The sequence below is a fragment of the Microcoleus vaginatus PCC 9802 genome (assembly GCA_022701275.1).
GTDB lineage: Bacteria > Cyanobacteriota > Cyanobacteriia > Cyanobacteriales > Microcoleaceae > Microcoleus > Microcoleus vaginatus_A.
In genome coordinates this window covers 5967270-5979783 of the sequence record CP031740.1, presented here as the reverse complement: position 1 = coordinate 5979783, position 12514 = coordinate 5967270, and the positions used below count along the sequence as shown (strand labels likewise).

Genomic DNA, 12514 nt, shown 5'->3' with positions numbered 1-12514 from the left:
TTGGGAAATGTGGCGGCCCACTTGACAACCTCAAACAAATTTCCAGTTAATAAGTTATTACTTGCTGAAACACTTTTGTAAATTGCTGTGTGGCTGTTTAGCCCGGAGGAGAAAATAATGTTGCACCTGCTTTATATTTTAGCTTTTACCGTTCTTGCCTTTCTGGCAGTCGGTAACTTAATCCGCAGTCTAGTCACCGTTGGTATGGAGTCTCAGCGTCCTCAACAATTCAGGGCAAATAATCGCCACCCATCCTATCCTGGCTCTCAATCTGTACCGCATCCAGAACTTTTAGACGAACAGGGAAACATAGTCAATGAGCCACTGTTAGTGATGCGTTCGCTGACTGTCCAAGACGCCCGCGAACAATTAGATGCTCTCTACAAATCATCTCCGGGCGGCAGCGACGAAGGGGGCGAACTAGCCTAAGACAACCACAGCCGCAGCATTTATACTTAGGCGCTAGGCCTCAAAAAAAATATAGGACTTACAAGCTAGGTGTCCGAAACCCTTTTTCTTCATAGATTTTGGTGAAAATCGTTTCCGCGCTTCATCGGAATAATAATTTTCCGAGTTCAGTGCGAGCTTAAGAGATCGCGATGATGCTTGCACCCTTGGCATCATTCTGCATCTCACCAGATTGGATATAAGTCCTAAAAATAATTGGCCGTTAGTTTTTAACTAATGGCCAATTATTTGTGATTTTTGAAAGTTTAATTGCCGATTAGCCCGATCAATCGCCAAAAACCGGTTCGCCAAAAACCGATACTGATGGCACTGATATCAAATAGCTCAAGAATAGTATAATGCAAGAGATCCGCAAGCGGTGCCTAACAAGTCTGAATGGTGAGAGTGCTAACGCCCGAATCGAAGCCTGAATAGATGAGTTAGCGTCAAAACCTAGAGGTAAAAACAGGTGACTTTGGGATGAACTCAAGGTCGTGGAGGGATACCTCTGCTTAGATTCGTCTAAGTGCTATTGCTAGCATGATATGACTTAAACAGTCGTGTTATGAAGCATAAATGTATCAGATACTGAAAAGGGATCGCTCTAAACCTCCTATCGATCCTGTTTTGTCATCGGCAAAAATGCACGTTTAAGGCTAGATGATCGTCCCTATTTCGCTACTGGCAGAAGTTCTGCAAGCTTTGCCCCAACTGCGGGCACAAATTTATTTCAAATCTTCCATGATAGCCCTGTCTCACGCGATGGAAGACTTAGTTTTGGCGGGTTCCGACGAACCGCTAGTCATTGCAAGCTTTCAGCGAGAGCGCTTCTACCGCCAGGAAGCTCACCGCTATCGGCGAATTGCCTCACGCTCGTCTCAGGTATACGTGCTGGCAGCACCGGAAACAGACTTTAAAAATGCTTCGGAGTGTCACGAAACTGTGGCGTTTGCACCGGAGGACGGATTAAGTAAAGAGTGGCACTTAGTGGTACTGGGGGAACACTACTCAACTTGCCTGATTTGTCAAGAAAAAATTGTGCCGATCGACAACCAGGACGATCGCGGGCCACTGTTGATGGATCAAGCTCGCAGATTTGAAGGAATTTGGACGTTCGATCGCGAGGTAAGCTCCAAAGCTGCGGCATTGTTGCTCGATAGAATTGGCAATTATCGCCCGGAATTGGCCGAAAAGATCGATCGAGCGCGAACTACTTACAAGCTCGTCAAAACACCGAAAAAAACCAGGAAATCCGCCACTTCCAAAGCCAGCAAACCCGACATAATTACGGGAAAAAACTCAAAAATTCCCAATCCCAAATTGAGCGATGCTTTTACCGAACGCTTAGTCACCTACTTGCAAGCAGGCCAGCACAAATTGCTCAAAGCATACAGCGCCATCGCCGCTCAGGAACGCAAAGAACGCCTGGTAAACTTAATTACCACGGCAATGCGGCAGTCTCTCAACCCACAAGAAATCGTCGAAGTCGCAGTGCAAGAACTGGGTACTGCCCTGTCGGCAAGCCGATGTTTGATTTATCGGTGCAAGGCCACAGATGTGGCGGTCAAAATCGATCGCGAGTTTTTGGGGCCGGGCGCTAGTTCCATGCTGGATCAGACTTGCCTGTTGCAGGAAAATCAAATATGGAGCGACGCGGTGGCGCGGCAGGAGCGAGTTTACATCCAAGACACAGCACAACACCCGCTGATTGTCAATACAAAATTCCTGAAAAAAACTGTAAAAAATTGGCAAATTGTCTCTTGGTTAATGGTGCCAGTGCTTTATCAGGGGCGGGTTTTGGGCATGGTGGAAATGCACCAGTGCCGATCGACTTTGGCTTGGGAAGAAGACGAAATTGCTTTAGTAGAGGCGATCGCCACCCAACTCGGAGCGGCCTTAATTCAAGCAGAAACCTATGCTCATTTAGAAGAGCTCAACCAACAATTAGAAGCATTAGACCGCACTCGCAGCAATCTAATTGCCATCACCGGACACGAACTCCGCACCCCTCTTTCTACGATTCAAGTTTGTTTGGAAAGTTTGAACTCCGAACCAGATATGCCCGCCCCATTGCGGCAAATCATGTTAGAAACTGCCCTCGGCGATGCCGATAGAATGCGGAAACTCGTGCAGGATTTCTTAACTCTTTCTCACTTAGAAAGCGGGCGAGTTAAATGGAATGTAGAATCGCTGACGCTGCAAGAATGCGTTGATTTGGCCCTCAGCAGCGTGCGATCGCGCACGGTCGATCAACAGTTACCGGAAATTATCGCCGAGGTGTCTGCAGAATTGCCTTTAGTGCAAGCTGACGGAGAGTGGTTGGTGGAGGTCCTCTCCAAACTGTTAGACAACGCTTGCAAATTCACCACACCTCAAGGAAGCGTGACAGTGCGAGCGAAATGCAACGGTTCTCGAATGGTGGAAGTGCTCGTAGCCGATACGGGGAGGGGAATCGAGGCGAACAGTTTAAAAGTAGTGTTCGATCGATTTTATCAAGAAGAAGGAGCTTTGCGCCGCAGCGCCGGCGGTACCGGTTTGGGATTAGCAATTTGCAAACAGATTGTTGCCGGCTGGGGCGGTAAAATTTGGGTAGATTCCGCAGGAAAAGACCGAGGAAGTGAATTTCACTTTACTATTCCCACTGTTGAGAATCAATTGACAAGTGTTAACTCATGACTAATCACTAATGACTAATTACTAATGACTGCAAACTACCCGTCAGTCTATCCTACATTGGAATACCGATCGCAAACTCTGTTCCACCTTCTAGCGATGACAAACATTTCCAAGTTCCCCAATGTTTTTGAGTTACTATCGGATAGCCAATAGACAGTCCCAATCCCGTACCTTTGCCTTCTGCTTTAGTTGTAAAAAATGCCGTAAACAATTTTGCTGTGACTGATATCAAATCTGTTAGCATCGAAATTATTTCTATCTCTCTTCTCTTGATCTGCGTGAATCAGCGTCAATCCATTGTCATCTGCGGTTAATACATTCTCTTTTTTTTACTGCCGATACAGGCAGATCAACACAGATTAACGCAGATTAATTATCTCAAGTCCGGTTGCACCATCCGTGATTGTTGACTGTTGACTGGATTTTACTATTCCGATGCTACCGGAATTGATATGATTCCGGCATTTCCAGTCCGTTGTCAGCAATGCGAATCAAAATCGTGTGGATTATTTCCGGTAACGAAAATACTTGCTTAAAGCCCTCGAACAAAGTTAAAAAACCGGGTTTGTGAGGGTCAGATCGCGCAAGTCTCGATCGAGTTAATCGATCGACCGAGACACGATAGCACAGAAAAGTTTTCACTGCAGAACCAGCCTCCGCTGCTACACCCTCAACCCTCAACCCTCACCCTCTTAGATCGGCCTTAGAGGTGATGCGGCGGGAGCGGTCTTCACCTTTAGGATAGAAAGTATCAAAGCAGATTCAGCACGCGCTTGCCCTCTTAAACCCGGTTTGGCGACAGAATACCTAGGGATGCTGCCGAAAATTAATACCCGTTTAAAAAAAATGCAACTGTAGGCAAGCTGCAAACCCCGATAGTAATCCGTCATGCCCAATCTAAAATCTAAAATCTAAAATCTAAAATCTAAAATGGTATAAGTCTGCCCTGCACAAGCCGTGAGATGGTAAAAGTCGATCGAATCTGTTGATGCCTGCCGACGCCAGTGTTGATTCGTGAAAAGTTGAGGATGCAAATGTTTCACCCGGAAAAAGTTTGTTTCCAGGAGAATATTCCAACCTAGAGGGTAGGAAAATCGATTATGTCACCTACAAGCCAGATGAAATCTACTCAACCTATGGCCAACAAGCCACAACTAAAATTAGGTTCCCAAGGTAAAGCGGTATTGGAACTCGAACAACTGCTAACCAAGTTGCAACTTTATCGGCACCCTGCTAAAGGAATTTTTAACAAAGCAGTTGAATTTTCTGTGAAGCTGTTTCAGTTTCGGGTTTTCTTGTCGCCGGACGGCATTGTCGGGCCGCTCACTTGGCAGGCGCTTTATACTGCAGCTCCAGTTAATATGCCGGTACTCAGATTGGGCAGTTCTGGGGAAGCAGTCGCTACTGTTCAGGAAGTTCTCAAAAGTTCCAAGCATTATGGCGGTAAAATTGACGGCGACTTTGCAACTTTGACGGACAAAGCTGTTCGCGCGTTTCAAAAAAGCTTTGGGATTGAGGCCGACGGGATTGTCAATCAAGAAACTTGGACTGCTTTGAGCCAAATTCCGCGCGGCTATGACCCTAATTGGTTCTTGACTTAGGGTGGCGCGGTAAATTGTTCGATCGTGTGTGGGGGAAAATTGGGGGAATGTGCGATTATTCGGGTGCCCCACAAGCACCAGAATAATTGCTGTTTTTTTTTGATTATTTTTTCGGGATTCGTGCTGCCTAATTCTGTTTTCTAACTTTGGTGGAAATTACCAATTATGAATTATTAAATACTAATTATCAATTATCACAAAAGATCGATCGCCAAAAAACTGTTAATTTTCCTTACAATTTCGAGAACAGCGTGCAGTCTCGATGATACGATGCCCTAAAAATCCTTTGGATATATTTATGGCCGAACAACTCACTGGACAACCCCCAATCTTCGGCGGCAGCACAGGCGGCTTGCTGACCAAGGCGCTAGTTGAAGAGAAGTACGCTATCACTTGGACTAGCCCCAAGGAGCAGGTGTTTGAAATGCCTACTGGTGGCGCTGCGATTATGCGTCAAGGCGACAACTTGCTGTATCTGCCCCGGAAGGAGCAGTGCATCGCTTTGGGCGGCCAGCAACTGCGGGCTAAATTCAAAATCACGAACTACAAAATTTACCGCGTGTTTCCCGACGGTAATACTGAGTACCTGCATCCCAAGGATGGCGTGTTCCCTGAGAAGGTGAACGAAGGTCGTCCCTACAACGGTAAGATTGAGCGCAATATTGGCAGCAATCCAAATCCGGCTACGCTGAAGTTCACAGGTAAGAAGACTTTCGATCCTTAGACCATGAGTGCATGGCTGAGCAAAACATAGGTAATATTCCCTGTAAGGCTCAGCTTGTAAACTTGTTTTTGCAGTAGTATTCTGGCGCGGGAGGCTAAGCCCGCAGCGCCAGAATACTACTGCAAACTTCAAATCTAATTAAAAGTTAATCGTTAAATTAAAAATGAATGTCGCAATCAGGCGAGCGCAGCCTTCTGATATCGATGTTTGCGCTCGCATTAATTATGAAGCTTTTAAAGAGATTTCCGATCGGCATCAATTCCCTACAGATTTTCCGACGCTGGAGTTTTCAACTGAAATTATTGGTCTTGCGATCGAAAGTCCGGTATTTTTTGGGATCGTAGCCGAGATCGAGGGTGCGGTTGTCGGCTGCGGGTTTATGGACGAACGCAACCCGATTCGCGGTATCGGGCCTGTCACTGTCGATCGAACTTTTCAAGGCCGCGGCACGGGGCGGGAAATCATGAAAGCTTTGCTGGAACGGGGACAGGACGCTCGGGGCATCCGTTTGGTTCAGGAATCTTTTAATATGGCGTCGCTGTCGCTGTACGCTTCTGTGGGTTTTGAGGTGAAGGAACCTTTCGTTTTAATGGAGGGGAAGTTTCACAGCCAGCCTCCGTATGGGTTTGAGGTGCGGCCGCTGGCTAGTGAGGATGTTGGTGAATGTGCGGCTTTGTGCAAGAAATTATACAGGTGCGATCGAACTAGCGATATTGAGTACGCCCTGAATTTCTTTTCTCCTTGGGTTGCTTGCAAACAAGGTCGGATTGTGGCTTATACTTGTGCGGTGTCGGCTTTGAGCCACAGCGTCGCAGAAACTGAGGCGGATATGCAGGCTTTACTGTTGGGGGCGGCCGCGTCGAACTCCGAAGCACAGGTTTCTTTCCACTTGCCGATGCGTTACGCAAGTTTGTTTCGCTGGTGTTTGCAAGAGGGGCTGCGCGCGCTCAAACCGATGGCGGTGATGGCAGTTGGCGAGTACCAGCAGCCTCATGGCTGTTACTTTCCGTCTTTTGCTTATTGATAGTATAGTAAAGTGAGTATATGATATTTCCCGATTTCTCACAATTTTCGGAACTGGCGAAACAAGGCAATTTTGTACCCGTGTATCAAGAATGGGTTGCTGATTTGGATACGCCGGTGTCTGCGTGGTATCGGGTTTGTGCCGGTCAACCTTACAGTTTTCTCCTGGAGTCCGTGGAAGGTGGGGAAAAACTTGGGCGTTATAGTTTCTTAGGGTGCGATCCGTTGTGGATTTTGGAGGCAAGGGGATCTCGCACAACTCAAGTTTACCGTGACGGTTCCGAAAAAGTATTTACGGGCGATCCGTTTGTAGCTTTAACTGAATGTTTGGAGTCTTATCAACCGGTGAAATTGCCGCAGTTGCCGCCGGGAATTGGCGGGTTATTTGGTTTTTGGGGTTACGAGTTAATTAAGTGGATAGAACCGCGAGTTCCCGTGCATCCAGCAAGCGAGAATGATTTGCCGGATGGATTGTGGATGCAGGTGGATAATTTGCTGATTTTCGACCAGGTGAAGCGGAAAATTTGGGCGGTCGCCTATGCGGATTTGCGGGATGTTGGCGTTGATTTGGCCGATGCTTATCAGCAAGCGTGCGATCGGGTTGGTAAGTTAGTTCAGAAGCTGCAATCGCCGCTTTCCCGGCAATCTACTCTCATAGAATGGACACCTCCCAATAACGGGCAAGATGCCCGTTCCACAACCGGAAATACAGAATTGGCTTACACGAGCAATATTACCCGTGAAAAGTATTGTGCCAATGTCTTAAAGGCTAAGGATTATATCAAAGCGGGAGATATTTTTCAAGTAGTTATTTCGCAGCGCCTAGAGGCTGAATACAGTGGCGATTCTTTTGCACTTTACCGATCTTTGCGTCTCATAAATCCTTCTCCGTACATGGCTTATTTTCATTTCGGAGATTGGCAGATTATCGGTTCGAGTCCCGAGATTATGGTGAAGGCGGAAAACACTGCTGATGGCAAGAAGATTGCAACTTTGCGACCGATTGCGGGCACTCGCCGCCGGGGGAAAACTCCTCAAGAAGATGATGCTTTGGCTGCTGAATTGCTGCAAGATCCGAAGGAAATTGCGGAACACGTCATGTTAGTTGATTTGGGCAGGAACGATTTAGGAAGAGTTTGTCGAAACGGTACTGTAAAAGTTGACGAATTAATGGAAATTGAGCGTTATTCTCACGTCATGCACATTGTGAGCAATGTGGTGGGAGAATTGGCTGAGGATAAGACAGCTTGGGATTTGTTGAAAGCTGGTTTTCCTGCAGGTACGGTTAGCGGTGCTCCGAAGATTCGGGCGATGGAGATTGTGCACGAGTTGGAAGGTTGCCGCCGGGGGCCGTATTCTGGGGTTTACGGGTATTATGATTTTGAGGGGCAATTGAATAGTGCGATCGCAATTCGGACTATGGTTGTTCGTTCTCAAGGAGGGGATAAACATTCGGTTTCTGTGCAAGCAGGTGCTGGTTTGGTGGCCGATTCTAACCCGGATATGGAATATGAGGAAACACTCAATAAAGCCAGGGGAATGTTGGAAGCAATTCGCTGTTTGAAATAGCAAGTTAAAAACTTCTTTTATAAGGAGGAGGCGGTTGAAACCGCTGCTACACAAACTACTGTTGAACGAGGGAAATGTGAATTTTTATATAGTTGATGTGTTTGCCGAGTCAAAATATGCTGGCAATCAACTAGCTGTATTTTGCGGTGCGGGAGTTGCCGAACTATCTGAGGCCCAAATGCTGCTGATAGCGAGGGAAATCAATTATTCAGAAACTACGTTTATTCGATCGCCCGATCCGCAAGATGGCGGCTATGACGTGCGGATATTCACGCCCAAGAAGGAATTGCCCTTTGCCGGTCATCCGACTTTGGGCACTGCGTTTGTGTTGCAACAAGAGATTATTCGCGAAAAGGTCGATCGAGTAATTCTCAATCTAGCCGTCGGTCAAATTCCGGTTACTTTTAATTATCACAATGAATCGGCAGATATTTTGTGGATGCGACAAAACCCGCCTAGTTTTGGTCAAGTTTTATCAACCGGAACTCTGGCAAATGTCTTGAATTTAGAACCCGATGAAATTGATGCCAACTTCCCCATTCAAGAAGTTTCGACCGGAGTGCCGTTTATAATTGTCCCATTAAAAACTCTCGCCTCGCTCAAAAAAGCTCAAGTCAACTTAGATAAATATTTTGAGCTAGTTAATACAATGGAAGCGAAAGAAATTTTGATATTTTGCCCAGAAACTTACAGCGACCTTAATGATTTAAGCGTGCGAGTTTTTGCCCATTCATTAGGAATTCCTGAAGATCCGGCGACTGGCAGTGCTAACGGCTGTTTGGCTGGATATTTGGTAGAATATGCTTATTATGGGGAAGCAAAGATTGATGTCAGAGTTGAGCAGGGTTATGAAATCGATCGACCTTCTTTGTTGTTGTTACAAGCAGCCCAAAATGAAGGGAAAATAGAAGTTTTGGTTGGTGGTAAGGTGGTGATGGTTGCTAAGGGAGAATTTGTGTAGAATTTTTAACAGAGAATTATTAACCGCAGATGCACGCAGATATACGCAGATACAGCCGATTCCACGTTTATGAAGAATACCCCTGATCGCTCTATCCCCGCCGTAGGGACACGGCGAAAGCCTTTGTCCCTACTTCATAAACCTGGAATACGCTGTATGAGGTAGCTCATATTCATTGATTCGCGTGATTGTTAGGCTAAAAAAGTCATCACTACCAGAGACTTTCCAATGCTGCAAACATTTTCGCGGACTTTAAATGTATCCCCTGAGGCTTCGGAAGCCCTGCTTTCACTGCCCTTAACCAGCTTGCTCGATTCACCGGAATTCAATCAATTATTCGCAAGTCTGGATAGTGGTTTGCTCAAAGAAACTTTGCCAACAGCAGGAACTGTTTTAGCTCAAAAGCTGCCGCCTTTTTACGACTGGTTGCAAACAGAACTAGGACTTAAAAACGTCCCTGACAGTCCCGATCATACTACGAAATGGGTAGTCGGTTTTTTGAAGAATCAAGAAAGTTTAACTCGTTTAGTTGATCTGCACAAATCAATTCCCAGACAGGCATTAGAACGAGCGATCCCTCGTTTAGTTAGCGCCTTTGATGAAGTTCAACCCACGGCTGTAAAGCAAGAATGGGAAAAAGCGATCGCAGCACTTTGTCTGGTTCTCGCCGTCGCAGCGCGGGAAAATCAGCCATCTGCGGCCTGAAGCCATTCTGTCTGAGTTTAAACAAAGCGCTTTTTTCGGAAAATTTGCAATTGAGTGCGATCGATCTGAACGACTACCGGCCGTGGCTTGTTGAGGACGATCGCATTGTGTCTGTTTACCAAAAGCAACTGAGCCAATACTACCACCAGGGCTCGTCTTTTCTGAAAATTGCCTTCAAAACGCGCCATTCGGACGATCGCCTCTTCGATTTTATAACAACAGTTGTTGCCTTTCTGGGAAACCACAAAAATCGTTCCCGGTATGTAATCGCCTTCATTTGCCCAGAAAGCATACCTTTCGCCTAAAGTAAAGTAGTGAAAAACATTGTTAGCGGTGGAAGCTTTAGCTAACTTTTCCGAAACGCCCAAAGAATTAAAAATTACAGTGGATCTAATATAATCCGGGTATTTTGCTGCTATTTGCTGAGCAACTTTGCCGCCCAAACTTTCTCCGATGACATCCGGCGGATTCCCGCTGTGAAATTGCTGCTTTATCCAATCAATAGCACCCGCAGTTTGCGCCGATTTGAACTGGCGTTCTAGTTTTGCCATAAATACATCTGGCGTATCTTCCAAAACGCCATCGAAAGGATACCAAGAACCGTATCCGCGAATCACGATAACAGGCGGATTATTGCCAGAAATGGGAACGCGACTTTCAGCATAAAAACCAGTGCTAGAATCTTCAAACACTTTTTCTATGATATAATTTCCATCAATAACTTGCCCTAACTCGTGCCGAACGTAAATTGAAGGATTATTGGGTTTAGAAGTATCGTGCATTTGGGGTTTTGCAAACTTTTCGTAGAGGGAATCTAGCAAGTGCCTTCCCGTCTGGCGATCGACAAAATCGAATTCTGTTCCTTTCATTATCTGGTAGTGGCAGGTTTTACCAACAATATTTAATAACTACCAAAAATATAGATAAACCGCCACCGGACAACGAATAATCTCAATTAAGGTTTACTTGTATCAAATGGCAAAAATGTACGTGACATTTACCCTTGGGTGAGTGAGAGGGCGGGTTTTAGAGATTGTCCATGATTGGCAAATATTCTATGTGATATCAAATCCGGTAGCATCGTCGGGCGTAAAATCCAGTCAACAGTCAACCACGGACTGTGCAACGAATTGATAGAATTCATCTGCGTTAATCTGTGTTTATCTGCCTGTATCTGGGGTGAAAAAAAGAGAATGTATTAACCGCAGATGACAATGGATTGACGCCGATTCACGCAGAGGTCGAGAAGAGAGATAGGAATAATCCGGTGCTAACAGATTTGATAGGAAACCCGCCGCTACCAGATGCGAAAAATCTACATGACATTTACCGTTGGGTGAATGAGAGAGCGGGTTTTAGAGATTGTAAATTATTGTTGGTGAAACCCGTCCCTCTCCCATCACTTTTACAAAACTCGCAACGTGCTAGCAACACTATCGACTGCTTCCAGCGCGCGAATTTCATCGAGTGCTTGTTGAAAATTACCTTCCCTAACATCGTGAGTCACGACGACAATTTCTGCTAAGTCGCCGTGAATTCCCGTCTGGACAACTGATTCCAAACTAACTTTGTGATTGCCAAAACAAGTGCCGAGTTTGCCAATTACCCCCGGAGTATCGCGCGTCAGAAAACGGGCATAAAAGCGAGTAACAAGTTCCTGCATCGGAGCAATTTTGCAGTAGTGTTGGTGACTGCAACTCAGCAAAGGATGAGGAGTCGGAACAGCTTGGCTTTTCAGGATGGCCGCCACATTTATAATGTCGGATACTACGGCGCTAGCTGTGGGGCCCGCACCGGCGCCGCGTCCGTACAGCATCAATTGCCCGATCGGCTCTCCTTCGACTAAAATTGCATTGTAAACCCCGTTGACACTCGCCAGCGGATGAGTTTTCGGCACAAAAGTAGGATGCACTCGAATTGACAGCAGTTCGCTTTCTCCCTCCGCTTGCTTGCCATTGTAGCCGGAGGTTTCTTGAGCAATAGCCAACAATTTAATCACAAATCCCAGCTTGTCGGCGTAGTCAATATCAGCCGCACTAACTTTTCTGATACCTTCGCAGTGAACATCTGCTAATTTGATGCGTCCGCCAAAAGCTAGCGAGGCTAAAATAGCAATTTTGTCGGCAGCATCTAATCCATCTACATCTGCTGTGGGGTCAGCTTCAGCATAACCTAATTGCTGAGCGTCGGCGAGCACTTCGGCAAAGTCTGCGCCTTCTGTTTGCATCCGCGTCAGGATGTAATTAGTTGTGCCGTTGACAATGCCGGTGACAGTTTGAATGCGGTTTGCACCTAAAGATTGTTTGAGGCTTTGAATGACCGGAATGCCGCCGCCGACAGCAGCTTCTAGCATTACGTAAACGCCTTTTTTGTTGGCGGCCTCGAAGATTTCATTCCCGTAGCGGGCGATAACTGCTTTGTTGGCAGTGACGACGTGCTTGCCGCTGGCAATAGCTTGCAGAATGAGCGATCGCGCCGGTTCCAATCCGCCAATCAATTCTACTACAATATCAATTTCCGGGTCAGTTGCGATCGCTTCTAGGTCAGTTGTCAGCACATTTTCTGGCAATTGTAAAGACCGAGTTCGAGAAATATCGCGCACTCCCACCCGATAGATTTCCAATTCCTGCAACAGCGGATGGCGACCATCTGGGGAGAGCAAAATCTCTGCTGTTCCCGCGCCAACTGTACCCAAACCTAACAAACCAATTTTGAAAGCCACGACTTTGACCCGTAGAAACTCAATTAAGCCACAACCATTGTAGGCTATTCCCGTACCGGAGCAATCAAAATAGTATTGTAGGGTAC

At 46.3% G+C, this 12514-nt stretch carries 12 protein-coding genes; 8 read left to right on the top strand and 4 right to left on the bottom strand.

Annotated features, from left to right (window positions below):
* Positions 1 to 117 precede the first annotated feature (117 nt).
* Positions 118 to 429 carry a DUF2973 domain-containing protein gene (locus D0A34_24770; GenBank protein UNU21627.1) on the top strand — a complete coding sequence of 104 codons (312 nt, stop codon included), beginning with the start codon at positions 118 to 120 and terminating at the stop codon, positions 427 to 429.
* Positions 430 to 1107: 678 nt separating this feature from the next.
* A complete protein-coding gene (locus D0A34_24765; GenBank protein UNU21626.1) occupies positions 1108 to 3123 on the top strand; it encodes a GAF domain-containing protein in 2016 nt (671 codons plus the stop codon).
* Between the two features lie 52 nt (positions 3124 to 3175).
* On the opposite strand, the gene D0A34_24760 is transcribed toward D0A34_24765, so the two are convergent.
* Together D0A34_24760 and D0A34_24755 are read right to left on the bottom strand one after the other, a co-directional pair.
* Positions 3176 to 3367 carry a sensor histidine kinase gene (locus D0A34_24760; protein ID UNU21625.1) on the bottom strand — a complete coding sequence of 64 codons (192 nt, stop codon included), beginning with the start codon at positions 3365 to 3367 and terminating at the stop codon, positions 3176 to 3178.
* Positions 3368 to 3561: 194 nt separating this feature from the next.
* Positions 3562 to 3804: a hypothetical protein gene (locus tag D0A34_24755; protein ID UNU21624.1), complete on the bottom strand. Its 243-nt coding sequence runs from the start codon at positions 3802 to 3804 to the stop codon at positions 3562 to 3564.
* 419 nt (positions 3805 to 4223) lie between these two features.
* Here D0A34_24755 and D0A34_24750 point away from each other — a divergent pair, with 419 nt between their 5' ends.
* The 6 genes from D0A34_24750 to D0A34_24725 all read left to right on the top strand — a co-directional run bounded on the left by D0A34_24750 (position 4224) and on the right by D0A34_24725 (position 9706).
* Positions 4224 to 4724 (top strand): peptidoglycan-binding protein, encoded by a 501-nt coding sequence (locus D0A34_24750; protein UNU21623.1) that lies wholly within the window; start codon positions 4224 to 4226, stop codon positions 4722 to 4724.
* A gap of 298 nt (positions 4725 to 5022) precedes the next feature.
* The gene (locus D0A34_24745; protein UNU21622.1) at positions 5023 to 5448 is read left to right on the top strand and encodes a Photosystem I reaction center subunit II; all 426 of its coding nucleotides are present in this window, start codon (positions 5023 to 5025) and stop codon (positions 5446 to 5448) included.
* Positions 5449 to 5611: 163 nt separating this feature from the next.
* A complete protein-coding gene (locus D0A34_24740; protein ID UNU21621.1) occupies positions 5612 to 6472 on the top strand; it encodes a GNAT family N-acetyltransferase in 861 nt (286 codons plus the stop codon).
* A 20-nt stretch (positions 6473 to 6492) separates the two neighbouring features.
* Complete coding sequence (gene trpE / locus D0A34_24735) at positions 6493 to 8040, top strand: anthranilate synthase component I (GenBank protein UNU21620.1); 1548 nt, start codon at positions 6493 to 6495, stop codon at positions 8038 to 8040.
* Positions 8041 to 8116: 76 nt separating this feature from the next.
* Entirely contained in the window at positions 8117 to 9001 is an 885-nt protein-coding gene (locus D0A34_24730; protein UNU22455.1) for a PhzF family phenazine biosynthesis protein, read from the top strand.
* A 228-nt stretch (positions 9002 to 9229) separates the two neighbouring features.
* Positions 9230 to 9706, top strand: a complete 477-nt coding sequence (locus D0A34_24725; GenBank protein ID UNU21619.1) for a hypothetical protein — start codon at positions 9230 to 9232, stop codon at positions 9704 to 9706.
* Between the two features lie 17 nt (positions 9707 to 9723).
* On the opposite strand, the gene D0A34_24720 is transcribed toward D0A34_24725, so the two are convergent.
* Both D0A34_24720 and D0A34_24715 read right to left on the bottom strand, forming a co-directional pair.
* Positions 9724 to 10575: a hypothetical protein gene (locus D0A34_24720; protein ID UNU21618.1), complete on the bottom strand. Its 852-nt coding sequence runs from the start codon at positions 10573 to 10575 to the stop codon at positions 9724 to 9726.
* Between the two features lie 536 nt (positions 10576 to 11111).
* Positions 11112 to 12428: a homoserine dehydrogenase gene (locus D0A34_24715; GenBank protein ID UNU22454.1), complete on the bottom strand. Its 1317-nt coding sequence runs from the start codon at positions 12426 to 12428 to the stop codon at positions 11112 to 11114.
* Positions 12429 to 12514: the final 86 nt, after the last annotated feature.